Source organism: Gottfriedia acidiceleris (genome assembly GCF_050457485.1).
GTDB classification, from domain to species: Bacteria; Bacillota; Bacilli; order Bacillales; family Bacillaceae_G; genus Gottfriedia; species Gottfriedia acidiceleris_D.
Genome location: NZ_JBCMJM010000001.1, coordinates 482,056 through 506,705, shown reverse-complemented (window position 1 = coordinate 506,705; position 24,650 = coordinate 482,056). Strand labels below are relative to the sequence as shown.

Annotated in this window: 22 protein-coding genes and 1 pseudogene; 7 read left to right on the top strand and 16 right to left on the bottom strand. The window is 32.3% G+C overall.

Translation table 11 applies throughout. The features are described from left to right. Positions 1–99: 99 nt before the first annotated feature. The 3 genes from sspO to ABEY15_RS02370 all read left to right on the top strand — a co-directional run bounded on the left by sspO (position 100) and on the right by ABEY15_RS02370 (position 1,243). Complete coding sequence (gene sspO, locus ABEY15_RS02380) at positions 100–246, top strand: small acid-soluble spore protein O (RefSeq protein WP_069032362.1); 147 nt, start codon at positions 100–102, stop codon at positions 244–246. Between the two features lie 668 nt (positions 247–914). After that, positions 915–1,049, top strand: coding sequence for a small acid-soluble spore protein P (locus tag ABEY15_RS02375; protein ID WP_082459649.1), 135 nt, complete (start codon positions 915–917; stop codon positions 1,047–1,049). A 38-nt stretch (positions 1,050–1,087) separates the two neighbouring features. After that, complete coding sequence (locus ABEY15_RS02370; RefSeq protein WP_429888192.1) at positions 1,088–1,243, top strand: YfhD family protein; 156 nt, start codon at positions 1,088–1,090, stop codon at positions 1,241–1,243. A 55-nt stretch (positions 1,244–1,298) separates the two neighbouring features. On the opposite strand, the gene ABEY15_RS02365 is transcribed toward ABEY15_RS02370, so the two are convergent. After that, entirely contained in the window at positions 1,299–2,003 is a 705-nt protein-coding gene (locus ABEY15_RS02365) for a DsbA family protein (RefSeq protein ID WP_098427415.1), read from the bottom strand. 409 nt (positions 2,004–2,412) lie between these two features. Here ABEY15_RS02365 and ABEY15_RS02360 point away from each other — a divergent pair, with 409 nt between their 5' ends. Next, positions 2,413–2,928 (top strand): hypothetical protein, encoded by a 516-nt coding sequence (locus tag ABEY15_RS02360; RefSeq protein ID WP_429888190.1) that lies wholly within the window; start codon positions 2,413–2,415, stop codon positions 2,926–2,928. A 214-nt stretch (positions 2,929–3,142) separates the two neighbouring features. Here ABEY15_RS02360 and ABEY15_RS02355 read toward each other — a convergent pair whose 3' ends face one another. Together ABEY15_RS02355 and ABEY15_RS02350 are read right to left on the bottom strand one after the other, a co-directional pair. Continuing rightward, positions 3,143–3,292, bottom strand: coding sequence for a hypothetical protein (locus tag ABEY15_RS02355; RefSeq protein WP_429888189.1), 150 nt, complete (start codon positions 3,290–3,292; stop codon positions 3,143–3,145). A 413-nt stretch (positions 3,293–3,705) separates the two neighbouring features. After that, entirely contained in the window at positions 3,706–4,176 is a 471-nt protein-coding gene (locus tag ABEY15_RS02350) for a hypothetical protein (RefSeq protein ID WP_429888188.1), read from the bottom strand. 186 nt (positions 4,177–4,362) lie between these two features. Between ABEY15_RS02350 and ABEY15_RS02345 the strand changes: the two genes are divergently transcribed. Continuing rightward, a complete protein-coding gene (locus ABEY15_RS02345) occupies positions 4,363–4,794 on the top strand; it encodes a DUF2621 family protein (protein WP_429888186.1) in 432 nt (143 codons plus the stop codon). Positions 4,795–4,823: 29 nt separating this feature from the next. Here the strand turns inward: ABEY15_RS02345 and ABEY15_RS02340 are convergent, their stop codons facing one another. Beyond that, positions 4,824–5,303, bottom strand: a complete 480-nt coding sequence (locus tag ABEY15_RS02340) for a CcdC family protein (protein WP_429888255.1) — start codon at positions 5,301–5,303, stop codon at positions 4,824–4,826. A gap of 215 nt (positions 5,304–5,518) precedes the next feature. Continuing rightward, positions 5,519–6,226 (bottom strand): cytochrome c biogenesis CcdA family protein, encoded by a 708-nt coding sequence (locus ABEY15_RS02335; RefSeq protein WP_429888185.1) that lies wholly within the window; start codon positions 6,224–6,226, stop codon positions 5,519–5,521. 622 nt (positions 6,227–6,848) lie between these two features. On the opposite strand from ABEY15_RS02335, the gene ABEY15_RS02330 reads away from it, so the two are divergent. Together ABEY15_RS02330 and ABEY15_RS02325 are read left to right on the top strand one after the other, a co-directional pair. Next, complete coding sequence (locus ABEY15_RS02330; RefSeq protein WP_429888183.1) at positions 6,849–7,589, top strand: AzlC family ABC transporter permease; 741 nt, start codon at positions 6,849–6,851, stop codon at positions 7,587–7,589. Then, positions 7,586–7,891 carry an AzlD domain-containing protein gene (locus ABEY15_RS02325; RefSeq protein WP_331220227.1) on the top strand — a complete coding sequence of 102 codons (306 nt, stop codon included), beginning with the start codon at positions 7,586–7,588 and terminating at the stop codon, positions 7,889–7,891. Before ABEY15_RS02330 ends, ABEY15_RS02325 begins: the two co-directional genes overlap by 4 nt. Positions 7,892–8,454: 563 nt before the next feature. Here ABEY15_RS02325 and ABEY15_RS02320 read toward each other — a convergent pair. From ABEY15_RS02320 to ABEY15_RS02270, 11 genes and pseudogenes are all read right to left on the bottom strand, one after another. Beyond that, a complete protein-coding gene (locus tag ABEY15_RS02320; protein WP_429888182.1) occupies positions 8,455–10,344 on the bottom strand; it encodes a S53 family peptidase in 1,890 nt (629 codons plus the stop codon). Positions 10,345–11,049: 705 nt separating this feature from the next. Then, complete coding sequence (locus tag ABEY15_RS02315; RefSeq protein WP_429888181.1) at positions 11,050–12,834, bottom strand: ABC transporter ATP-binding protein; 1,785 nt, start codon at positions 12,832–12,834, stop codon at positions 11,050–11,052. A 1-nt stretch (position 12,835) separates the two neighbouring features. After that, positions 12,836–14,587, bottom strand: a complete 1,752-nt coding sequence (locus ABEY15_RS02310) for an ABC transporter transmembrane domain-containing protein (protein ID WP_429888179.1) — start codon at positions 14,585–14,587, stop codon at positions 12,836–12,838. 662 nt (positions 14,588–15,249) lie between these two features. Continuing rightward, positions 15,250–17,541, bottom strand: coding sequence for an FIMAH domain-containing protein (locus ABEY15_RS02305; protein ID WP_429888178.1), 2,292 nt, complete (start codon positions 17,539–17,541; stop codon positions 15,250–15,252). Positions 17,542–18,466: 925 nt separating this feature from the next. Further along, entirely contained in the window at positions 18,467–18,679 is a 213-nt protein-coding gene (locus ABEY15_RS02300; RefSeq protein ID WP_056476721.1) for a YneF family protein, read from the bottom strand. A gap of 85 nt (positions 18,680–18,764) precedes the next feature. Beyond that, positions 18,765–19,202 carry a sporulation inhibitor of replication protein SirA gene (gene sirA / locus ABEY15_RS02295; RefSeq protein ID WP_056476717.1) on the bottom strand — a complete coding sequence of 146 codons (438 nt, stop codon included), beginning with the start codon at positions 19,200–19,202 and terminating at the stop codon, positions 18,765–18,767. A 192-nt stretch (positions 19,203–19,394) separates the two neighbouring features. Beyond that, positions 19,395–21,398 (bottom strand): transketolase, encoded by a 2,004-nt coding sequence (gene tkt, locus ABEY15_RS02290; RefSeq protein WP_429888176.1) that lies wholly within the window; start codon positions 21,396–21,398, stop codon positions 19,395–19,397. 186 nt (positions 21,399–21,584) lie between these two features. Next, positions 21,585–21,824 (bottom strand): DUF896 domain-containing protein, encoded by a 240-nt coding sequence (locus ABEY15_RS02285; RefSeq protein ID WP_429888175.1) that lies wholly within the window; start codon positions 21,822–21,824, stop codon positions 21,585–21,587. A 225-nt stretch (positions 21,825–22,049) separates the two neighbouring features. Further along, positions 22,050–22,307 (bottom strand): annotated as a pseudogene (locus tag ABEY15_RS02280) (YneB family resolvase-like protein); the annotation flags it as partial. A 447-nt stretch (positions 22,308–22,754) separates the two neighbouring features. After that, the gene (locus tag ABEY15_RS02275) at positions 22,755–23,555 is read right to left on the bottom strand and encodes a sodium:proton antiporter (protein WP_429888174.1); all 801 of its coding nucleotides are present in this window, start codon (positions 23,553–23,555) and stop codon (positions 22,755–22,757) included. 212 nt (positions 23,556–23,767) lie between these two features. Further along, positions 23,768–24,631: a kinase gene (locus ABEY15_RS02270; protein WP_429888173.1), complete on the bottom strand. Its 864-nt coding sequence runs from the start codon at positions 24,629–24,631 to the stop codon at positions 23,768–23,770. Positions 24,632–24,650: the final 19 nt, after the last annotated feature.

Here is a 24,650-nt window from a genome sequence, read left to right as displayed (position 1 = left end):
TAAAAAAATATAGGAAAAAATATCGATTATAAAAGGCAGTTTTCAAACCAATTCATTAAAAGTGTTGGTGAAAATGGCCTTATATAAGGAGGAATAATCATGTCTAGACGTAAAAATAATTCTGGTAGCGGAATGTCAGCTTCAATCGAGCAAGGGAAAGCTGCTGGTTTTAATGAAGAAACAGCACAAGAGCCACTTTCAGCTGATTATAAATTAAACAATAAAAAGACAAAAAAAAGACAATAAAAAAATAGCAAGCAATTTTTAGGAATTGCTTGCTATTTTTTATATTTTTTGATCATTACTCAAAATCATCTTTTCGCTTTCTTAAAATACCTTTGTTTAGCGTCGATTGAGGCATTAAATAAATAATATCTCCTGTTCTTTTCGTATCTCTATTAACATTACTTTTTCTTCGATTATAGTATAGGAAAAAATTAATCACATTTTTTTGTCTCTTATTATATTGAACTTTCTTGAACAAGAGATAGAGTACGATCACACCCGAATATATAAGACAAACTGTTAGTATTTGCATAATCAGTATCAGTCTCCTCTTTCATTTTGACTATTACTAGTATTGGTCAAATTACTTGTTTCATACATCAAAAGAGTCAGACAAACTAAAAAAATTAACTTTTACTCTATTAATTTCTTAGATTTAATTGTTGTTTGTCGTTTTTTATTATGAAAAATAATTTTCTCAACATTCAATTTTTATAACTAATATAAGATGAATTAGATCATAAGAAATACCTCCCTTTCATTAATTTATTTATATATATGGAAAATGGTTATCGAAAATTATTAGAAAAAAATGATTAAAACGCTTTCATTTATAAATTAGTAAATATTTCATTTTGGCATATTTTTTCGATTACAACTAAAGCTATTTATAAAGGAAGGTGACAAGAATGACAAACAAATCGTCAAAAAGAAATAGCCCAATTGACCATGAAAGTGGACAACCAAAACCATTAAGCGGTTCTCATAAAGTGAAGAACCAAAATCATACAAGACAGAAAAAACATAGTAGCCACGATATGTAATTTAATTTAGTTAGCATCATATAATGGAGGGTTTTAATTTGAAAAAGAAAAGTACTTTCAATTCTAATTTTAATAAGAATGTAAAGCCTGATGGACTTGATGTTGAGTATTCAGCGGAATTAGCAGATCAAGATGATATGGAGGCACAAGAACGTTCAGCTCAAGCAGATGCACGTGTAAAGAAAAAAATGTAATTCGTTTTCTCTAAACAAAAAAGGTATGCGATTTTTTCGCATACCTTTAATTAATTTATTTGTTTATTTCAGCGTCAATAGCTGCTTTGATTGATTCTAAGCTAGGGTTGTCCACTGCTTTACCATTTACAAATATTGTAGGTGTTCCGTTTACACCATAATGGTTAGCAATTGCAACATCGTTAGCAACTTGTTTCATTGCATCTTTTTTGTATAAATCTTTTTTAAATTGTTTTTCGTCTAGATTCGGAATTACAGATTTCGCAATGCTTGCTAATTTATCAGGTGTAGCCCAAGTAGTTGTTTCATCTTCTTGTTTTAAATAGATTTGCTCTTGAAACTTCCAAAATGAATCTTTATGAGTTTTATAGACTACTTCTGATGCCAGTGCAGCTAAATTTGAATCCTTCGAAATAAACGGATAGTTAATAAATGAAAAATTGATTAAACCATTATCAATATAATCGGCTTTAAGTTGTGGAAAAACTACTTTATTCCATTGAGCACAAATTGGACATTTATAATCACCAAATTCAACTACTTCCACTTTTGCATCTTTATTGCTAAATGTTGGTTGATCCTTTGTGTCAAACCCATCAACTTTCACTTGATTTACTCCAGCAATTGTTGGATATACTTCTTCAGTCTTTTTATCTTGCAATTTAGATACTAAAAATAATGCTCCAACTAAAACAACTATTCCAACAAATACAGAAATAGCAAACGTTTGATTACTATTAGATTTTTTCTTTTTACTCATTAGTGCTATATTCCCCCTACAATTATGTACTGTACATTATTGTAACATAAACTAAAGTAACCTAACTATTCATAACCCTCGTAATTGAAAATTATTCTTAATATAAAAATCATCTAAAATCTTAAAATTTTATTTGAGTCACAAGTAGCAGCTAAGTTTTTATAGAGATAATAATTATTTTTCTAGACACACAACATTTTTAAGAAGGTACTTTATAGAGTACATCGAAAAGACGTTTTACCACCTATATTGGCCTTTTTTCATAAAAAGGTTAATCCATCTATCTAACACAAACACCGTAAGATTTATTTCGAGGCTTTTTTCTTGAGAATATGTTAAAAATTTCTAGTCATGTGAAAGCTCGTTCACCTGTATAATGGAAAATGATTTGGAAATTTGGAGGAAAATTATGTTTAAAATCATGCTATCAAGCTTTCAGCCGAGTAAGTACAACGAAGTGCTTCATTCGAAAAAACGAAGTATCATCGGTTACTATTTACTGGCAAGTTTCATGTTAAGTGCGGGGCTATTTGAGCTCTTGATGAATTTCGATATAGCATCGGATACGACATCGTTATGGACGGTTTTAGAAAATGGATTCGGAGACAATGCTGAGCTGTTTCTACTGATTGTCATCCCGCTCATTGTATTAATCATTCCAGTGATGATGCCAGTTTTGTTTTCACTTGTGTATAAGTATGCTGCACGAAAAAAGGACATTCATTTAACGTACCGCCAGTGGTACAAATTATTTTTCGTTGGCGCGATCTCATTTACTTTCGTTTCATTTATCGTTGAAATCATTGCCTTTTTGTTTGTGAACTTTTCTTTGACTTGGATTGAACGCGTTATGACCCTTCTGTTTCTTACCTTTATGTACAAAGCAGGAAAGGCAGCGACAACAAAAAAAGGAACAGCCCATTAAAAGAAATGTTTCTGTTGGAGTTTACTGAAGTACCCAAACAACTAGTCTATTGATTCTTCATTGAAACTTTACTGGGGAAATGGCTATCTGATGACGAGTTTCTTGTCACCGAATCTAAAATTTATGGGAATTATAAACTCTATCATAATTGAAAAAAGTACTTCGAATAAGAAAAGCATAGGAAGATTTTAGTCTTCCTATGCTTTCATTCATTTTATTTTTCTGTTTGTTTTTGCTTATTTTTCAAATACTCCGCACGCATTTTTTCCAGTTGCTGCTTTTTATCAAATTTGGCAGGCGTCTGTTTTTCATGAAACTTTGACACAGCCATCTGACCTTTTGTATCCAATTGATATTTTCCCACTTTACTCACCTACTTTTCTAACTTAAAAGAGAATCTATTCAACAAATATAATATACATTAATTTACTGAAGAATACCTTATTATAATGCTTAACCTTGCATATATCACTAAAAACATTAAAAACTTAGTAAAACACTAATTCATCACTAAATGGTATTTATTTCATTTCTATAATTAGAATAAAATGCCTGACACTCTGCAAAGACCTTATTAATTCAATTCGATCATTGCGTTATAGGAATAAAAAAGTCAGTTACTTAAATATTTTTGTGATTGAAGTAACCTAAAGATAGCCTATCATTCTCAAGTTCTAGTTCATATGGTTCGTACCAGTCATTATTATTTAATAAAGAGATCAATATTCTAAAAGTAAAAAGCCAAGTCTACAATTAAATAAACTTGGCTTTCATTTATTAGTTATTTTTATTGACTAAAATAATCAATTCTTCATCAAATATAATGTCAGAATTTAAAATTAACAGTTCTCTTATAAAAGCTTTTGGATTTTCGAGGGTTAAAATAATTGGTTGTACTGACTCGTTAATATGAATTAATAAAGTTATTATTTCTTTATTTTTTCCATAAACTTCGACTAGTTGCTTTATTTCTGTAATATCATTGACTTTAAGTTTAACAGTTAGAATGCCTTTATGAATAATAATTTCATCCTGGATTAATACAATATCACTTCTTATTAGGCGGAAAGTTGTAATACTTAAAACAATTACGACTACAGCGATTTGCAGATAGGTCTTTAAATCATTTCCGTTTCCTACAAGCATTGATATTAACTTGTACAGAATGACAAGGAATATTGAACTGGCAGCCATATAAAATAAAATACTTAGAAAAGTAAAGTGAGAAGAGAATTTAGTTTGTTTCACATTCTTTCGCCTCCTCTACGACTTTTTTCTTTATTTTTTCTACTATATGATGCAAATACTTAAAATGAAACTAGTACTTAAAAATAAATGGTCATTTTTTGACAAAAAACATATGTACTTGCTTGATACTTGTCATATTTTCTTACTATAATAGTGGTATGTTTACCTAATACAAGGAGGATACATATGTTTTCGTTCTTTTCTCAAATTATGATTGTCTTATGGACAATTTTCTTGTTAGGAATGATGTCAATCGGCGGATACTTTATGTTCAGAAAGTTTTTGAAAAGATTACCTAAAGAGGATGGGAAATCAATTTTAGATTGGCAGGAAGAATATTTACAAAAAACAAGACATTTGTGGTCGACTGAACAGAAAGAATTACTTGAAGAATTAGTAAAACCTGTTCCATCTTTATTTAGAGATATAGCTCGAGATAAAATAGCTGGAAAAATTGGTGAATTGGCGTTACTAAATAACGCTTCACAAATTACACAAGGTTTAATTATTGAAGGGTATATTAAAGCGACTCCAAAACGAGATCATGCATTTTTAGTAAAAACATTAAAGAAAAAAGAAATCGATTTTACCGATTTTAAGCATTTACTTGCAAAATAAAACGTGTACCCAAAAAGGTACACGTTTTTTCATGTGATAATTGTATTCGAAGGAAGCTGTCTTCTCAATTTTTGATATGATTTGTACATTGCTAATCTCCAAGGAACAATCATTGAAAATGCTAATAAGAAGAACATACCACTCAATTGGCCTACATCGATTGATGAACTTAAATATAACTTCATCACGATTCGAACTACTAATAAACCAAGTAAGATAAAGACAAATGCTTTAGATCTTTTTAAATAAATTTCATTATCCACAATTTCAAATTTAGATGTTTTAATTAAAAATAACGAAAAAAATACTCCCATACAAACAGCTTCTAATACTTCAGAACCCGTCAATCTAAACTCTGGTACTAAGTACATTAAAGCTCCACTGCTCATAAAAAATGGAGGTAAAATTATTTTTTTAAGGTTTGTCGGCTTTTTAGCAGCCTTTAGTCTAACGACAATTACACCTAAAGCCATACAAGTTGCAAATACTGTGCTAAAAATTATACTCATATCTTTACTCATTTTTTTCACTACCTTTTTTCTCAATCTTAAAGAATAACAATACTTATATGCGTTGACTATTTTAAAAACTGATTACTACAGTTTTTGTGAATACTAAACACTCTTTTTTTCATAGAAACTGATTATATAATACTGCTTCTACCACATCGATGCAAATCCAATAACTTCAAATCCTGCAATTTTTTACACTGGAAAAATAATGTTTAAAATCCAGTAAATCCACCAAAAAATCTTGTAAAATAAATTGTTATTTTAGTCAACCAATCAAAATATAACATGATTCCCATAATGATCATGATATATCCACCAAAAACGACGATTTTATGTGAATATTTTTTAATCCAACTTAGTGATCCTAAATAAAACGACAATACAAAAAATGGAATAGAAAATCCAAGAGTATATGCTAACATATAAAATAGACTTGAACCTGGGTTACTTACTGCAAGTGCAAATACTGAAGTTAAAATTGGTCCAGTACAAGGTGTCCACCCTGCTGCAAATGCTAATCCAATTAAAGTAGAACCTAAAAATCCTGAAGGACGTTTTGAAAATTGAAACCTACGATCATTCATTAAAAACTTCGGTTGAAAAATACCCGTTACGACTAATCCTAAAAATACAATTAAAATCGCACCAACTTGACGAATAAAATCTTGATAACGCATAAAAAAGGAACCAATTACGGAAGTGCTAAAACCTAAAACAATAAAAATGATTGTAAAACCTAGTAAAAAGAACAAAGTATGTAATAAAATTTTACTTTTATGTATTCTTTTTTCATTTTGTAAATCACTTAAAGATACCCCTGTAATATACGATAAAAACGCTGGATAAATCGGTAGACAACATGGAGAAATAAAGGAGAGAAATCCCGCTCCAAATGCAATACCAATATTTAAATCCCCCATTAACTTACATCCCTTCCCATCTTTACATTCTAGATAATATTATAACAGAATTGCTTTTTATTTAGTATTAAAAGTAGTTAATAGACCGCATCATACACATATTTTAAGAATCTCTAATCACTCATTCATTTCCAAAAAATTGAAGAATAGTGATTAAACTGGAATATTTTCACTAAAATTTCGGCACACTTCTTAATAAACTAATTTATTATTAAGGTGGAAACATGTTTAAAAAAATATGGCCAAGTATTTTATTATTATTAATCCTTATCATTTACTACTGGAAAATATTACCTATAATTTATAAATTTCATGAATAAGTCAAGAATTTTTATGGTATTTCCAAGAACTCCTCTTTTAACTTCAAATGCTTAAATTTCAATCATGATCCCAAATAGAAAATAAATTAAATTTTTAGTATTACGAAAATTCTCTTAATTATATAGTATAATCATATGACAATCTTTGATGGCCAATCTTTTTCCAAACTCTAAACAAATATGAATACGAAAATATAAAGTGTCTAAAAACATTTTATATAACTGCCATCTCAATTTTAGAACAAATGATTGTTCTAATCTTACTAAAGGTTACTTTAATTGAAGGGAGTTTATAACTTAATATGTCTACTGTTTTGCAACAATCAAAAACTACACAACCTAAAGCGAATCGTAGTAAGGAAATGAAGGAAGGATTTTTAGCGTCTGTTCCTTTAATTATTGGCTATTTGCCTGTTGCTTTTACATTCGGATTAATTGCAAAGCAAGCTGACATTGATGTGCTAAATACTCTCTCATTTAGTGCGCTAGTTTATGCAGGTGCTAGTCAGTTTATGGGTTTATCAATGTATTTGGCAGGTGTGAGTTTTTTCCAAATCTATATCGCTACATTTATTTTAAATTTTAGAAACTTTGTTATGAGTCTATCATTTAATCATCAATTTAAAACTCTTCCATTTTGGCATAGAGTCTACTTATCGATCACACTAACTGATGAAAATTTTGCTGTAACTACTTTAGGTAAAAAAAGCAGTTCAGTAAGTTATTCGTCTACTTATCTAATTACATTACATACAATTGCTTATTGTACTTGGATAAGCGGTACTATTTTAGGAGTAGTTTTTTCCAAACTTATTCCAAAGATTATTAGCGAAAGCATGGGAATATCTTTATACGCTATGTTTATCGGGTTATTAACCCCAGCCATTCGTACAAATTGGAGAGCATGTTTAATCGTATTAGTGAGTATGCTATTAAATTTCATCCTTTCATCATTTTTAAGTCAAGGCTGGTCATTAATTTTGTCTTCCATTTTTGCTAGTTTACTTGCAATTGGATTAATGAAAGGAGATCACAAAGAATGATTGTCTTTTTACTTGTTTTTGGTATGTGCCTAGTGACAATGATTCCCCGAATAATCCCTGTATTTATTGTTGATCGGATTCAATTTCCAAATTGGGTATCCTCTTGGTTAAAAGGTGTTCCATATGCTGCACTGGGTGCATTAATTTTCCCAGGAATATTAAGTGTTCAAAAAGGAAATATGAGTGTTGGACTGATTGGTGGATTAGTTGCCATTATCCTATCATTACTTAGATTACATATTATTTTCGTTGTTTTTGGTGCAATTGGAACTGTTTTAGTGATGAAGCTTTATTTTATTTAGTTATTTTTCTATATTCATAGGTTAGTTTCATCAATCAAATATAAAAAAAGTCGCAATATTATGCGACTTTTTTTTCACGCTGTTGAAAAACAATCTTGTCAATTAAATTACCAAANNCTCCTCGGCAAGCCTGCGGGGTCTTTAGCCTTCCCGCTTATCCCATAGGAGTCGAGCACCCCTTTCGTTCCAATCAACTTATTCAATCTAAAGAAGTCTGCAATAAATCCTAATCAAATAGCCTTTACTTAAAATAATCAACAGTTGTTTAATAATCCGTTTGTAGCTCAATTAATTTCTAACATTAATTAAACTTAGCAATTGAATATGTTTTTCTAAAAATTTAGCTATAATATTTTTAACTTCTAATAAAACATAACTAGTGTTATTAGAATCATAAAATTGCTCAAACATATTAACATTTAATACCATTAATAGAACATCCAAAAAATAATAATTTATCATTAATAAATGTTCATTTAATGTCTGTTTTCCCTATTGACCATTTTATATTTCAACTCTCTGAAAAAAAGTCGCAATATTATGCGACTTTTTCTTATTAAAACTTATTTTTCTGGAGTACTGAAATTATCAGCTAATTTTGCTACATCAGGTATTCCAAGTCCTGTAGCTTGGTTATAAAGCGTACCTGGTGTACCAGAATAGAATAGATTATCGTTTTGCGCGCCTGTTTTATTTAATGGTGTGAAAGGCGAAGAACTTTTTTGTGCAAAACGGTAAATTTGTGGATTCCAGAAACCTACTTGAGTATGATCTGCACTATTAATTAACGCTGATAAACCATTCAATTGTGGTGAAACGAAACTAGTTCCGCCAAATACAGCATACCCAGAATTTGTACCTGGTTTACCTGGTTCACTTAAATAAACGTAATATCCAGTGTATGGATCTGCAGCCATTGATAAATCTGGAAGGTTACGTCCTGTACCTTGTCCTGAAATAACAGTTGGTTGTTTGTATGTTACATTTGATAAATCAGGTGAAATAGTAAACTCATCTACTGCAGAAAACTGGTTAACACCACTAACACCTTTTTGGTAATCTGGCGTTTCAAAATGAGTACTGAAACCTCCACCACCACCATTAATTAAATTAGCATCTGGTAGTTTTCTAGCTTTGTAATATTCATTTAGATAATCCCAACCCCAAGCACGTTCTTCTCCTACTTTGACATCGACGCCTGTTGAATTAGAGTGGAATTGGAAAGGTAATGTCGTTCCGCCCGCTACAGTAATGTACGGACTTGCTGCTGGGAAATCAGCTGTAAGTTTAAATACTTTATCTGAACCTCTAGTTTCGTCATAAGCACCTGCATCACCAGCTGCGGCAAACATCGAAATTCCTTGTGCTGCTGCCTGCATGAATAATTGATTAAATGTATCTTCATACTCTGGTGCTTCCATTTGCTGCTGTACGTATGAATCAATACTTAATTCACTTGATCCCCAACTTACAGAAATTTGTTTAGCTACATTATCATTAATTGCATTTGAAAATGCATCTACAAATCCAGTATCCGAGTTCGGACCTACATACACATTAATATTTGCATCAGGAGCAATTGCACCCGCTTGTTGAACATCTAAAGTAGTTTCTTCATAGCCATCCCATCCAGAACCGCCATCAACCTCATTTACTTTAATACGATTAGGCTTTGTTTGAATTCCTACATTATCCCAAAATTTATAAGCATCGTCTGTATTAAATTCTGCTAATGTAACAATACCGATTGTTTGGCCAGCACCTGTTGCTCCCTTTTTATAAAGTGGATTAACATTGTAGTGACTTTGTAAATCTTGTGGTGTTAAACTAAGTGGACCAGTTGGTACATCTTTCTTATCTATAATTGCTGGTTGTTTAACAGCTCTTGATTCTAAATTTGAATAATTATTTAAACCTAAAATACATAAAATATTATCTGAAATTACTTTTGGTAAAGCCGGGTTCTTTTTAGTAGCATGAATGCTTTTACCTTTAAAACTAGCATATTTTAAATCGACACTTAAGGCTTTATTTAATTGAGCAACTGTTCCTGTTGCTGTAATCGTTAAATTATTTGCATGAACATCAGTTTTAATACCATATGATTGCAGGTAAGACGTAACTGAATGGATATAAGCTGGATTTGGTGCATATTTAGCTTTGAATTCATCCACACTTAAATATTTTCGATAATGAGGAGAGTATGGTGTAACTGTTTCCTTAATATATTTTTCTAAATCATCTTTGTTTTGAAGTTTCAAAACAAAATCGATTGATAAAGTAGTTGTAGGATCCATGTCTCCAAAATAATTTGTTCCATCTAGTACTGCAGCCCCTGTACCTTGGGCTACTTCCTTATTTACTTGTGCGGCTACTTTAAATGTTGGTGCATTAACTAATAATAAAGAACTTGCCGCTGCTACTGTCATTAATGGTTTTTTCCAGTTTTTCAAAGCATATTCCTCCTTGTTGAGTACGTAAAACTCCTAAATTTAAAAAACTAATATAGTAGAATAATAAATTTAATACCCCTTTATTTTCATATTTAATTTCAAAAATACTAAATTTATTCTCTGATATCGATTATAATTCTCGAAATAGTCTTAAAAAAGAAATATTATTCGATATAAAAAGCTAAAAAACCTCAATTTTCGAACAATTACAACAAATTTCGTAAAAATCTTAGTAATATTTTCCTTTTTTAATCAATGCATAAACGACCTTAATTAGAAAAAATTAATTAATTTTTCACTTATTATTATTCAATTTAACTAAAATTTAATTATTATAAAATAATAAATAACGAATATATTAAGCGATTTTTAGTAAAAATTGGTTCTTTAACACTAAAACAATCTTATGTCGGTCTACCTTTCTAATCTTCAAGACATCCTATATTTGAACTATAATTGGGATCTTTCCCTATTCGTTTCGGTACCTTTCTACTATTTGTTAATTAACTAGTTTTATAATCAACTAAATAACTTATGTAATGTTGAATTTACTAGGATAATTTAACACATAAAACTGTTAACTTCAGATTCGATTTATTTAGCTACACTTTATGAATATATTAATAATGAATTAATTTTTACTAATATCATCCTGAATAGAGTTCTATATAAAAAAAGCAGCTAGAAAATCTAGCTACTTTTTCACTACTCGGCCAATAATAAAGACCCTTTATTTTGTAATAGATACATATTATAGTACAATCCTTGTTTTGCAAGAAGCTGTTGATGGTTCCCTTCTTCTACGATTTTCCCTTTGTGCAATACATATATGCAATCAACATCTTGAATTGTTGATAAACGATGAGCAATGATAACAGTAGTTCTACCTTTTCTCATCTCTGTTAAAGCTTCTTGAATTGCTTCTTCTGTTTCACTATCAATATTTGCAGTTGCTTCATCTAAAATAAGAATAGTAGGTTTAGCTGCGATTGTTCTCGCAAACGTGATTAATTGGCGCTGTCCACTTGATAAAGTTGAACCTCTTTCAACAACTGCCTCATCATACCCATTTGGTAATTTTTCAATAAATTCATTCGCTCTAACTAATTCGGATGCTTCTTTAATTTCTCTTTCAGTTATTTTGTTATTATACATAGAGATATTTCCTTTTATATCTCCAACAAATAAGTATGGATCTTGTAAAACTAATCCGATATTAGAACGTATTTCACTTTCTTCAAATGTTGAAAGTTTTTGATCATCAATCTGAATTTCCCCGTCTTTCACATCGTAAAAACGTAATAGTAGATTCATAATTGTTGACTTACCACTTCCTGTATGGCCAACAAAGGCAACTGATTGACCAGGTTTAACTGAGAATGAAATATCATGAATGACATTGTGTACTCCGTCATATGCGAATGATACATTTTTAAAAGCAATACTTCCTTCTTTAACTTTTGGTAAGTCAGTTCCAACTTTAGTAGGAGCTTTTTGTTCTTCATCCATTAAGTCAAATACTCTGGATGATGATACGACAGCTTGCTGTAATAAAGATAATTTCATCATCATTTGCGTAATCGGTTCAAAAAATCTCTCTAAATAACTTACAAATGCATAAACTGTACCAATCTCAACTGGATTACTAAAAGAAGTAATGCCAAAGAAGCTAAGAACAAACATGATTCCGATTGTATAAATTAAATCTGTTGCCGGTCTTAAAAACAGAGAATCTAATCGTATGGTTTTTACACCTGCATTATAGTGAGACTGATTAACTCCCTCAAATTCATTTTGTAATCTTTTTTGTTGGTTAAATGCTTGTATGATTGACATACCTTGTAAGTGTTCGTTTAATTTAGCATTTAAATTACTTAACTGCCCTCTAGTTTCCATAAAAAATGGAAAACTCTTTTTACGATAGGTAAGTATAATAAAATAAACAATTACAACTAACCCTACACAAATCGTTGCTAATTTAACGTCTAATGAGTACATCGCAATAATGATTCCCACTAAAAAGACAATTTGCTGGATAAAGGTTGCCAGTACACTAACGTAAAAATCTTTAATAGCTTCTGTATCATTCGTAATTCTTGATACAATACTTCCAATCGGCGTTTTATCAAAAAATGAAAAAGCTAATGAATGTACATGCTCATAAACTTTCATTCTTATATCTTGAACAACTTTAAAAGCAATTTGCTGAAACATTAAAAGCTGTAAATATGATAAAACGATTTTTCCGATTGTTATTGCGACATATATAGAAAATAACGTTATGATTGTATCTTTTGGAAAATACCTTTTCATTAAATGATCATCTAGAAATCTTTTAACTAAAATTGGACCATACATTTCACATGCTGTTGCAAGGAATAAGAAAATAAATGCAAAAGTCAGTAAAACTTTATATTTTTTTAAAAATGAAAGAAGACGTATTAAATCTTTTTTCTGCCTTTTAGCATCGATTTCAATCTCTTGATTCATTTTATCTCCCTCCTTGCTCTACTAGCTCTTCTAGTTGTTGTCTTTCAAACATTTCTTTGTACCAACCATCAATTTGTACTAAATCCTCATGCTTACCTCTTTGTATAATTCTTCCTTCGTCTAAAACAATGATTAAATCACTATGCATGACAGCACTCATACGATGAGAAGTAATAAATGTTGTTTTCCCACTTCTCTCATCCTTTAAAGAGTGTAATATTTTTTCCTCTGTTTTTGCATCCACCGCGGATAAACAGTCGTCTAATATTAAAATATTAGGATTTTTAATTAAAGATCTAGCAATTGAAATTCTTTGTTTCTGTCCTCCAGATAATGATACCCCTCTTTCTCCTACAATCGTGTCATAGCCTAACGGGAATTCTAAAATATCCGCATGAATATTAGAAATCTCGGCAGCTTTATGTACAGTTTCGATTGAAGAATCAATTTGGCTAAACGCTATATTTTCCTTAACTGATGATGAAAATAAGAAATGTTCTTGAGGTACATAACCGATATGTGATCTAAGAGATAATAAAGTTGTATCTTTAATATCTAAATCGCCAACTGAAATACTACCGTTAACTACTTCATATTCTCTCAATAAAAGTTTTAAAAGCGTTGTTTTTCCTTGACCAGTTTTACCAACTATTCCAATTGTTTGACCTTCTTGTACGTTAAAATAAATATCCTTTAATTCAAAATTTGATTCTACATTAAACTTAAATGAATCAATTGAATAAGTAATTTCACCCATCGGAAGTTTTTCTAATGCATTTTTCTTATTTTTAATTTCAGGTTCAACACTTAATAAAGAACGGATTCGATCATAAGAAGCGCGGCCTCTTTCGACAATATTGAATAACCATCCAATTGCAAGCATTGGCCAAATTAATATTCCTAAATAAGTAACAAATGTAATTAATTGCCCTACAGTAATATCATCTGCAATAACTAATCTTGAGCCATAAACAACCGCAATAATATAGCAAATCGAAACAACTAACATGATTGTTGGATCAAATAGCGCATCAATTCTAGCAACTCTCATATTGTATTTCACTACTAAATCCGCTTGGTTTTTAAAAGCGGTTACATCTTCTTTTGTTTGCCCTAAACTTCTAATAACCTTTAAACCACTCATACTTTCTTGAACTTTATTATTTAATTCTGAAAATGATTCTTGCGCTAAATGAAAACGTTGATGTAATAATTTACCATAGTATTGAGTCAAAATGGCCATAACTGGTAATGGCAATAGACTAATAAGTGTTAACTTCCAACTTATTGAAACTGCCATCATTATTAGTACTGATCCACCTAAAATAATAGAATCAACAAAAGTTAAGATCCCAGCCCCAGCTGTCTCGCGTACTGCTTGAACATCGTTTGTTGCGTGAGCCATTAAATCTCCTATTCTATTTTTTTGATAAAATGATGGAGACATTTTTGAAAAATGATTATATAAATCATCTCTAAGCTGTCTGGCTAACTTTAAAGAAGAACCAAATATTAATCTCCTCCACCAATATCGAAATGCATAAAGAAGTAACCCATTAATAAAAATTAACCCTACCCAAAAAAGTAAGTTTTTACTATTAAGCGAGTTTTTTACCATTTCATCAATTACATAACCAATAACCTTCGGAGGTAGTAGCTCTAAAATTGCAACGATTACTAAAAGAGATATTCCCCATACATAGCTTCTTTTTTCTTGTTTAAAAAACCAAAACAAATCTTTAAAAACTGACATTCCTTCACCCCCGCAATGCTATTAAACTTAATTTTACAATATTTAGAAAACTCAAAACACAGTGTTCATTATAACATAAAATTAAATGTTTTTTAATAATTTGCTTATTTAACATGGTTGTTAATTCTCGGTAATGCTAAAGATTTGCGTCTCGATAAAGATTTGTTATATTGACAAAAAATAGAAATAATATGGCCAAAAAATTACTTCTTTATATAGTAAAATTTTAATACGGAGGTGAATTATGGAAAATAAAAAGGTAAAAGAAACCTATTTTATGAACAAGCCCACAGGTACTTACCAAAACGTACTAAAGAAAATAGTTTATTACTAAACTTGAATCGAAAAATAAAGGATGAAATTAATAAATTTAAAAAAAACAATTAATGTTGTTCTCTCTTGGGATCTAAATAGTTCATAATTAGTAAAGGCCCCGATAATTAATCGGGGCCTTTTAATTATATTAATTTATCACAAAAAAACCACTTTCCATTGTTTCATTATCCAATAGAAAGTGGTTTCATTTTTACTAATTATTGTATGAACTTCATATTTTCACATTCTTTATGAAGCAATCACACTTTAGAGTTCTTCCATTTCTAAAACATCATAACCGCCCTTAGCCCCAGCACATGTAATCTTTCCTGAACAGTCAATCTATACTATTTCCAAACCTCAATCATTGCATCAGCGTACACTTTTAAACTATTATATGCTTTTGCGGAAACCTTTTTCGAAGCATTTTCATTATCTAGAAATCCTTTAAAATCATTAATATGTTTGACAACTTTATCCGCAGAACCTTTCTTTTCAAATTGTTCTACAGATTTCAAATGTGCCTTCAAGGCTTGCGCTGAACCTGCTTTGAAAGCTCCTGCATTGTCGAAGCTGTCGATTATAGAACTTACACCAGCTGCATTCAGATCGCTCAGCAAAAGATTGCTATCAGTAGCCCTTTGGTTTGAGTCTGTTTCTGAAGTTGCCGTAAAATTAATGTTTGCTGGAGCTGTCATACCTTTAGGAATTTTCACATACACCGGTACATCAACGCTTTTCCCCGGTTCCACTGCAACAATATTGTTATCAAGTTGAACCGTCCAATCTTCACCTGCAGATGCGTTAACTCGAATAAGATCCTTTGCTTCGCCGGTATTTGTTACATTAAAATGGTAAACTGCTACCTTGCCTGCAACGGCCGGTTGTATTGTGCCTGCACTTACATTTACGCCGCGTTTATAGGCACCTGATCCTTCAGTGTTACGAACTGCAACCTGATAATGAAGTACACCGTCATTTCCTTTGTATTTGCCTAAAATGTAGAACTGAAGATGATTGTAAGGATCGATGTACTCACTAACAACATTGTCTTTGCTAATAGAACCATCGAATTTCCCGCTGACCAAACTAGCTCCATTCCCTGCATGGAATAAAGAATCCAAGGTTTGCCTTGGGTCACCTTTTGTAACCGAAACTGTTGTACCGTCAGGCTTTGTAAAGTCCTTCAATGCGATATCTTCAGGATGTGAATCAACTGGCCAGATAAACGGTGCAGTCTCCGCATTTTTCGTTTTGGAAATCAATACACCAGAATCGGCAGCAAAGGAATCCGCTCCAACTCTATCTACCACTTCAAGGGTATAGTTATTGTACTTAGCGTTATTTACGTTACCTATCATATCGTTACGCCAGTCTCCGCTTAAGTAATTGCTTGGAGTTAAATCAGACATACTGATGTTGATCCCATGGAGTCCGTTTCTACCGAATTTACTTCCAATTGGTACTTCGCGCGCGATAATATCCGCAAACGCTGGACCAGAATCTTTTAATTCATCACGATTGAGTTGAAGGACTTCATCATTAGATAGAAATCCTTGTTTCATCTTATTTCGAAGCGTATGTGGTGCCGGCAAAGAAGAACCAAGGGTAGCTGGAATCATCCAGCGAGTGTGCGTTCCACCTGGACCATTAAAAGACCCACGACTCATCGTTTCCCAATAACCAGCATAGGTTCGAGGATCTAAAGCTGCATTATTATAGTTATCGCCTAGTCCTTTAAGGTGGCCAAATTCGTGAGCAAATGTGGACATCCCATCACTTTCTCCTTGTATAGAAACACGAATCGATTTGCCGTTTAATGTTGCACTCGATGCAGCAGACCAAATAGATTTAGCTGCAAACCAAGAGGTCCAAGGTACATAACGAGTTTTTGCCCAAGTTGGCATGCTCTCAAATCCTGTTAAATTTGGAGGACCAAATTCAGCAGGTACCGAGTTCTGATTCATAAACTTCATTTCACCAAGTTCTTGCCAAACAGTTGATTCATCATAGCCTGCATGTACAATAAACGCAAAGTCATAGTTTTTTCCAGATGCTATAATATCAGCTGTTGCAGCATTTATGCCGTCTTGAAAGAGGTTTCCGGTTTTATAATTCCCTGGCAGAAAACCAGAATTAAAACTATCTAGCCCATACTGAAATTCGTATTTATCCAAGCGGTAAGGGCCGTAAGAATCAAGTGTTACGCCCCATTTTCCATATGAATTCTCTTTCCAAAAGCCATCGATTGTCTGATAATGATTTAACTCACTCGGTACATTTAAGTAATTCGTCCAAAACTCCCCAAGCTTTTCGCGGGGAACAGCATTGACTTGTGGATTACCGATGAGATCTTTACCTTTAGGCAAAGTCATGATAAAATCCTGACCTGGAAAGTCAACCAAAATCAATGCCCCTTTAAGATTTGTTTCCGGTTGAATACTCTTATCGGTACTCCAGTTAATACCCGGGACTGGTTTATAATCATTCCACGTCATATCCTCTGGATTCACCCATGACTGGGGATCCACTGGTCCGGGCATTTTATCTAGCCCAGGTTCAGCAGCGAATGCCGCTGTTGAATACATCGAAATCAAAAAAGTGGTCGATAATACAGCAATCTTAAATCTACGCTTCAAATAGATTCTCCTCTCACTTGTAAAATAACCTATAATTTATGTAGCTTTCTTTTTTCGAATTTGCCATGTCGATTATGTTATGGCATCTTTTCTTTTCCGCCTCTTTATCGTCACCTCCTGATTAAGCTAAGAGCTTATTTGTATCTCCCCTTTAAAGCTATAAACATATAATCATAAATCATAAAACAACCTGCCAAATTACCTCCTCCTACATGAAATCTAACTTTTAGATAAGCCTTACAATCTACTAATTAATAAACTTCATTGATAGTTTTCTAGATGCAAAAATATGATGAAGTAGAATAAATTATTTAATAGTTTATTAATAATTCTAATCTTTTAATAATGAGTATTTTGACAAATATTGGAACTTTCACAAGATTTCTTATCGACTTTCTTCTCTATGTAACTTGTTAATTAGTTAGAAACCGACGAATAAAGCGATTAATTTTCAATATATTTGTCAACTATTTGTGGATTTCGACATGTTCTGTATAAAAATATTTGTTCTAAAATAATTTGGCGATGTACTAATTGATTAAAGTAATCACATTTCTTAACTAAGTACTGTAATGGAGTGTTATATTAAAAATTATAAGACAATCCGAATTCTTCTACATTCAATATTAAGTAAAAGATAAAAAACACCAACTTTTTCACGAAAGTCGGTGTTTTAATTTACCTCTCTAATTTAAGGCTAACTTCTTTTAGTAGGCATAAAAATTTCCCTCTAAAAACATAAAAACCACTCTCCTATTGGTTAATTCCAACAGGATAAGTGGTTTAAATTAGTAAAATGATTCATGATTTAAATAATTACAAATTCTTGATGTAGGATTCACTAAAAAAGAGCTGTTTCCTGAAAGAATATGTTCAATATTTATTTCTAAACAATCTATAAAGCCTTATATTTTAAAAGGATTTATTATTTTGTTTGGTTGTTCATAGCCTTCATCATTTGGTTAATTTTCTTTTGTGAAGGTTTTTGTCCCATTTGAGCCATCATTACTTTTAACATTTGTTCATTAATTGGTGGATTTTTCTTTAGGTAGTTCATTGTATATTGACGAGCTATGAAAAATCCAATCGCTACACCTGCAATTAATGCTAAGATGCCGACTAGAAAGTATACCCACATTTTATTGCTTCCTCCTTAAAATCATCTAGAAACAATTTTACTAAAACTAACCAGTTTATACAAGAGCAAACTGCAATTTAATCGTTTAAATATACTTTTGATAGGCGATAGGTCGTAGCCAGCCAAATCGCTGATCCTTCACATCAATTGCAATGAATGTTGAACGAAATTTTCTTAATAGCTCAAAGAATATTGTTTCTGCCTCTAATGATCCTTCTGCATATAAAATTAGTTCGTGAGGATAAAGTTTTAGCTGAGCTTTTGCACCATCAACAAGTTCGAGAAGATACTCACCAGTTTCCTCATAAAAGTAAATCTGTTGAGAATCAAATTTGCGAATAAATGTATGTAGCTCGAATAATGGTATTGGTTCTGTTATATATTCCAATTGTTTTTCGATTATTTTCCTTAGTTCAATAGATGAGTAATAATACTCATATACTAGTTGATATATTTTATGCTCTTTCCCATAAAATTCTATAGACAGTGGTTCTCGAATTAAAAAAATTTTATATTCCCTCATATCTTGTCCACTCCCAACAACTATCTGTAAGGAAGATTATATAAAATTCCATTCAAAATATTTGTCATTTTTAAGGAGTGAAAATCAACTAGTTTTGTCGAAAAATCTTTAATAAAGCATTATATTGAAAAAAGGTTTAGGAAATAGGAAAAGAATTTAAAATTCTTTCCCTACTTTTCCCATCTTTACCTTTTATTGTAATACTTTTTTTGCTGCTGAAACAACATGATCAACAGTAAATCCGAATTTCTCCATTAATAAGTTACCTGGAGCAGATGCACCAAATGTATCGATTGAGATAACTTCTCCATCGAATCCTACATATTTATGCCAGCCGAATGAAGAACCCATTTCTACTGCTACTCGTTTCGTAACTTCTTTTGGTAATACTGATTGTTTATATTCATCAGATTGCTTTTCAAATAAGTCCATTGAAGGCATCGAAACAACTGATGCAGAAATTCCTTCTGCCGCTAATTTTTCTTGTGCTCCAACTGCTAATTGTACTTCACTACCTGCTGCGATTAATACAATATCAATTTTATCTTGTTTTGCAGGAGATAAAACGTAAGCACCTTTAGAAACTTTATTATAAATATCAGTAGTAGTCCCCTCTAAAGTTGGTAAATCTTGACGAGACAATACTAACATTGTAGGTGCGTCTTTAGCTTCTACTGCTACTTTCCATGCTGCTGAGCTTTCATTTCCGTCTGCTGGGCGAATTACATTCAGATTAGGCATTGATCTGAATGCTGCTAGTTGCTCAACTGGTTCATGCGTAGGTCCGTCTTCACCAACTGCGATACTATCATGTGTAAATACATAAGTAACTGGTAAATTCATTAATGCTGCTAAGCGAATTGCTGGTTTTAAGTAATCAGAGAATACAAAGAATGTCGCGCCAAACGCATGAACTCCTCCATGTAGAGCCATACCATTTAATGCTGCACCCATTGCAAATTCACGTACACCGAACCAAATATTACGTCCATCGAAACTTTCTCTTGTAAAGTCACCTTTACCATTCATATACGTTTTGTTAGAACCAGCTAAGTCAGCAGATCCACCAAAGAAACTAGGTAATACGTTTGCAATAGCATTAATTGCTTCACCTGAAGATGAACGAGTCGCAATTTTTTTACCTATTTCATATTTAGGTAACGCTGTTTCTAAATCTACAGTAATATTACCTTCAATCGCATTCTTTAATTGAGTTGCTAATTCAGGATATTTTTCTTCGTATTTTGCAAATGTAGCATCCCATTCTGCTTCTTTCTTTGCACCAGCTTCAACGATTACTTTATTAAAATGTGCATACACTTCCTCTGGAACGTGGAATGCATTTTCATAACCCCAAGCATACGCTTGTTTCGTTAAAATCGTTTCTTCTTTTCCTAATGGCTCACCGTGAGATTTTGATTTACCAGATTTATTCGGAGAACCGTAGCCGATTGTTGTTTTCACTTCGATTAAAGTTGGTTTTGATAATTCTTCTTGAGCTTTTTGAATCGCTGCAGTAATTTCATCTAAGTTATTACCATCTTCAACTCGGATAACTTGCCATCCATAAGCTTTAAAGCGGTCTTCTACACTTTCAGAAAATGAACGATTTAATTCTCCGTCTAATGAAATATCATTTGAATCATAAAGAACTACTAAGCGCCCTAATTGTAAATGTCCCGCTAATGAAGCTGCCTCTGCAGAAACACCTTCCATTAAATCTCCATCACCACAAATTGAGTATGTAAAGTGGTCAACTACATTTAAATCTTCTTTATTATATGTACCTGCTAAATGACGCTCAGCTAAAGCCATCCCAACAGCCATCGCAATACCTTGTCCTAATGGACCAGTTGTAGCTTCAACACCATGTGTATGTCCAAATTCAGGATGTCCTGGAGTGTTGCTTCCCCATTGACGGAAGTTTTTAATATCTTCAATTGATACTTCGTAGCCTGATAAATGTAACATGCTATATAGTAACATTGAACCATGGCCTGCTGATAACACAAATCGGTCTCTGTTAAACCATTTTGAATTTTTGGGGTTATGATTCATAAATTTTGCAAACAATGCGTATGCCATTGGTGCAGCACCCATTGGCATTCCTGGGTGACCAGAATTAGATTTTTCGATTGCATCAATTGATAATGTACGAATCGTATTAATTGCTAATTGTTCAATATTATTAGACATAAATTTCGCTCCTTTAGCTTATTCATAGATATTATCATATAATTTACCATGATTTATTACAATAACTAACACTAAGTTTTGACAATTTTAACAAATTCTTTCCAAGAAATAGAAAAAAGCAGAATATTCTTCTGCTTGTTCTATTATTTTTAACTAAATATGAAATTTTATATTGTAATAATTTTTTTAATGTAAGTTTTTTTTACGCTTTGCTTTTTCATATTTTAACTTTGCAGGTGTAATATCATTCCCTTTTTCATCAACAATTTTAAGTGAAGTTAACTCATCGACCATACGAGAACGAAAATCTGCTAAATATTCTTTTCTTAATTGATCTTGTTCAACTTTCTCTTCAGGACTTAAACCTACTTCTTTTGACTTTTTTGATAATTCATTTATTCTATCTAAAGTTTTTTTAGTAACCATTAGTAACCTCTCCTTTATTTGTATCTTATCTATTCATTGTTAGTTCCATCACTTTGATAATCAGACGATTAATTATATGTTCTTTCTTTGCGAGAAAGTCTGACTTCGAGCTATTTTACCATAAGCGTAATGAGCACCGCGCTTAGCAGTCTATGCAACAAAAAAGCGATCGTTAGTCAGAGTCTGATATTCTATTCAATGTATCTCATCTTACAATAAATTGCATTAGCTTTCAATATTGGAGATTTCATTCATCTGTTCATTATACCTTCTATTGACAGTTGCCTTTGAAACGTTATATCCAAATCCTTTTAAGGTAGCTGCAATTTCTTCAAATGTTAGATCGTTTTGACGTAATCTTACAATTTCGGAAATTGGTAATTCCAACTTATCTCTACCACCTGCGTTTAAACTACCTTCTAAGTTTTTTTGAGGCTTAAACCCGTTTTCAACTGCCTTTTTCATACCTCTTTTTATTTTCACAGTTTAGCTACTTATTAAAAGTATTGTTAATAAACAAAACCCTTAATATATTGTTAGGAACAATCTATTTATTAATTTCAATTTCTCATTTGATTTATTTAATAAAGTCACTATTTAAAAATATATTTAATTGTTAATAAATAAGACCACTTTATTTTTATAGACAAACTTAAATATAATGAGTAAAGATTGTAAGGAAGAATGTACATTCTTTATAAGGGGACAAAACCTCCTTGTAAGGATAGAACACCACAGACCGATCGTTCGAGGACCTTAAAGGATTTTAAAAGACTTAATATTAAATAAAAATATAAGAATGAACACAACAACTAAACTTAGCTCGCAAAATAACCCTCATATTCGTTAAAACTATACTCATACCATTCGATCTTTTTGTCGGCCTTACAAAAGAGCTCTGACACTATAAAATAGTCAGAGCTTATCTAATTAATTCGTAGTATTTAATTCGTGTTTCTGTTTATTGGAATAAACGGTTATAAAGATAAATGATGCAACTAAGAAAATGAAAAGAATGACTCCCACGATTTCGAAATCTAGTTCTGCCCAAGGGTTAAAAAATGTAAATGCCAGATAGAAGGAAACCCCGTATGCCAAGACGACAATCACCCAACCCATTAGTCTTGACGCAGCTTGACCAATTTTGCTGGACTGGTTCACCATTTTATAGACAATCATCGAATCAATTGTATCTGTAATCATCATCCCAAACATAAAAACTAGCCCTAAAAATAAAGGGGTATATTCACTTACATTTCCTGCCGCCAAAGACCAGACGGCGGTTTGACTTACTGTCTCGGCAGCCAAGGCAAACAAAGCCCCTACTAAAATAATAAGAAAAGGATTTGTAGTCCCCTTCGCAATTTTTGGAATAAATTTGCCTTTTAGTCCGCTAAGTTGAAACTCTTCTTGATTGTTTCTAGTCCGTAAAAGATTATATGTATTTAACGTTCCAATAAGGAATAAAGAAGAAATCGAAACCCATGATGCAATATTATCAAAATAAGCTGGGAATGAAAAATTATCTATTACCATTCCTAAAATACCTGCTGTTAATGCTACCATTCCTCCGTGTCCCAATGAAAATAATGTCCCCACCCAACGAGCAAACGAACTGCCCATTCTCCAATTGTAACGGGTTTGTCCATCAATAAAGGCAAGATGATCAGCATCCAACCCATGCCTAAGCCCTAATACAAAAACAAGTAAAAACAATGATACAGTTTCCATTAAAAAATTCCTCCCTATTTTAAACAGTTGCAACATAAAAAATCAATCCTAACTGACAGATTGAGGATTTTTGAGGACGTGCAATAGTCGACAAACTAGGGTGTCTGTAATTACCACCCCAAGTATAAAGATGATCCTTTAATACAAACCTCTTGACTATACACGTTCCCCCACTTTTGTAATCAAACTTTGTGAATTATTCAAATTATTATCTATTCCTGGCTTTCATAATGAAATAAATTTATAGATACACCCTTGTAAGCGAGTGACATTTCCCTAATTAAGAGTGAAACCACCAATTCCCTGTTTGGAAGATTTCCATCTAGTAAAATACCCGCGACCGTTCCACTGTGGGCGACAACGATTCCGCCATGATAGCGATCTGCCAATTGATCTAATAGAGGAAAAACAGGTTTTGGCAATATTTTTTGATTCACCCGTGCACTGAGGGTTGCTGCCTCCCCAATATAAGTTATATTTTTTTCCTTAAACCCTTTTGTAGCCAGATCAAAAGCTTTAATAAATTGCTGTTGATCGCCTTGGCTGTACACTTTCGGAACTTCATTAAATTCTATTGTGTTGATCATACCCCCAAGATCGATACCAACGAGGATGAATGGGGGTAAGGTCCCAAAGCTTGCAATCAGCTGACCGTGAATATATTCATAGACCACGACTTCCTCATACATTACACCATCGGTAGGTTCCACTTTTGTGGCAATCATCGAGATCATTTCATTTGTGAGAGTAATACTATAGCTGTCAGCAATTGCTCTTAATGAAGCAACAATATCCGCCGAACTGCTAGCCATCCCCTTGCCTGAAGGGATATTGGAATTTATTTCGAGATACCCGCCTCCACTTATTCCAAAAAGTTGGAGTAACGTTTCCCCCGCTTTCTTCGCTTTCATTTTGGAATTTACGACCCTTATCTGGGAAACGGCTGTGTCTGGAACAAATCTAGCCTCACTTCGTAAACTCCGGATGGGCAATGTGATTAAAAACGGACGCTCTTCCATGACACCTTGGACCAATTCTCCAAATGTGCCATTGCAGCTTCCTCTTCCTAGTTTCATTGTTCAGGCTCCTATCCCC

What these genes read in the sequence shown, in the direction of transcription:
- sspO (WP_069032362.1), top strand. Translation starts at nt 100, where the DNA reads ATGTCTAGACGTAAAAATAATTCTGGTAGCGGAATGTCAGCTTCAATC.
- ABEY15_RS02375 (WP_082459649.1), top strand. Translation starts at nt 915, where the DNA reads ATGACAAACAAATCGTCAAAAAGAAATAGCCCAATTGACCATGAAAGT.
- ABEY15_RS02365 (WP_098427415.1), bottom strand. Translation starts at nt 2,003, where the DNA reads ATGAGTAAAAAGAAAAAATCTAATAGTAATCAAACGTTTGCTATTTCT.
- ABEY15_RS02360 (WP_429888190.1), top strand. Translation starts at nt 2,413, where the DNA reads ATGTTTAAAATCATGCTATCAAGCTTTCAGCCGAGTAAGTACAACGAA.
- ABEY15_RS02345 (WP_429888186.1), top strand. Translation starts at nt 4,363, where the DNA reads ATGTTTTCGTTCTTTTCTCAAATTATGATTGTCTTATGGACAATTTTC.
- ABEY15_RS02340 (WP_429888255.1), bottom strand. Translation starts at nt 5,303, where the DNA reads ATGAGTATAATTTTTAGCACAGTATTTGCAACTTGTATGGCTTTAGGT.
- ABEY15_RS02335 (WP_429888185.1), bottom strand. Translation starts at nt 6,226, where the DNA reads ATGGGGGATTTAAATATTGGTATTGCATTTGGAGCGGGATTTCTCTCC.
- ABEY15_RS02330 (WP_429888183.1), top strand. Translation starts at nt 6,849, where the DNA reads ATGTCTACTGTTTTGCAACAATCAAAAACTACACAACCTAAAGCGAAT.
- ABEY15_RS02325 (WP_331220227.1), top strand. Translation starts at nt 7,586, where the DNA reads ATGATTGTCTTTTTACTTGTTTTTGGTATGTGCCTAGTGACAATGATT.
- ABEY15_RS02315 (WP_429888181.1), bottom strand. Translation starts at nt 12,834, where the DNA reads ATGAATCAAGAGATTGAAATCGATGCTAAAAGGCAGAAAAAAGATTTA.
- ABEY15_RS02310 (WP_429888179.1), bottom strand. Translation starts at nt 14,587, where the DNA reads ATGTCAGTTTTTAAAGATTTGTTTTGGTTTTTTAAACAAGAAAAAAGA.
- ABEY15_RS02300 (WP_056476721.1), bottom strand. Translation starts at nt 18,679, where the DNA reads ATGTGGGTATACTTTCTAGTCGGCATCTTAGCATTAATTGCAGGTGTA.
- sirA (WP_056476717.1), bottom strand. Translation starts at nt 19,202, where the DNA reads ATGAGGGAATATAAAATTTTTTTAATTCGAGAACCACTGTCTATAGAA.
- tkt (WP_429888176.1), bottom strand. Translation starts at nt 21,398, where the DNA reads ATGTCTAATAATATTGAACAATTAGCAATTAATACGATTCGTACATTA.
- ABEY15_RS02285 (WP_429888175.1), bottom strand. Translation starts at nt 21,824, where the DNA reads ATGGTTACTAAAAAAACTTTAGATAGAATAAATGAATTATCAAAAAAG.
- ABEY15_RS02275 (WP_429888174.1), bottom strand. Translation starts at nt 23,555, where the DNA reads ATGGAAACTGTATCATTGTTTTTACTTGTTTTTGTATTAGGGCTTAGG.
- ABEY15_RS02270 (WP_429888173.1), bottom strand. Translation starts at nt 24,631, where the DNA reads ATGAAACTAGGAAGAGGAAGCTGCAATGGCACATTTGGAGAATTGGTC.